General features: G+C 63.9%; 1 protein-coding gene. It reads left to right on the plus strand.

What is annotated here, in order from left to right:
- On the plus strand, positions 1-579 hold a 579-nt coding region (locus tag AC1DU6_RS35085), incomplete at both ends, for a fumarate hydratase C-terminal domain-containing protein (RefSeq protein ID WP_477863170.1).

Below are 579 nucleotides of genomic sequence, written 5' to 3' on the forward strand. Positions count from 1 at the left end.
AGTTCGGCGGCAAGTATTTCTGCCACGATGTCCGCGTCATCCGCCTGCCGCGCCACGGTGCGTCATTGCCGATCGGTCTCGGCGTGTCGTGCTCGGCGGATCGCCAGGTGCTCGGCAAGATCACCAGAGACGGCGTCTATCTCGAAGAACTCGAGCATAACCCGGCGCAATATCTGCCGCAGGTCGAGCAGGCGCTCGGCGGCGAGGTGGTGAAGATCGATCTCAATCAGCCGATGAAGGACATTCTGGCCACGCTGTCGAACTATCCGACCAAGACGCGGCTGTCGCTGACAGGCACCATGATCGTCGCGCGCGACTCGGCGCATGCCAAGCTGCGCGATCGCCTCGAGAAGGGCGAGCCGCTGCCGGATTACTTCAAGAACCATCCGGTCTATTACGCCGGTCCCGCCAAGACCCCCGAAGGTTACGCCTCCGGCGCGTTCGGTCCGACCACCGCCGGCCGCATGGATAGTTTCGTCGACCAGTTCCAGGCGGCGGGCGGCTCCATGGTGATGGTCGCCAAGGGCAATCGCGCCGTTGCGGTGCGCGAAGCCTGCAAGAAGCATGGCGGCTTCTATC

It is taken from the genome of Roseateles sp. P5_B10, from assembly GCF_056400485.1.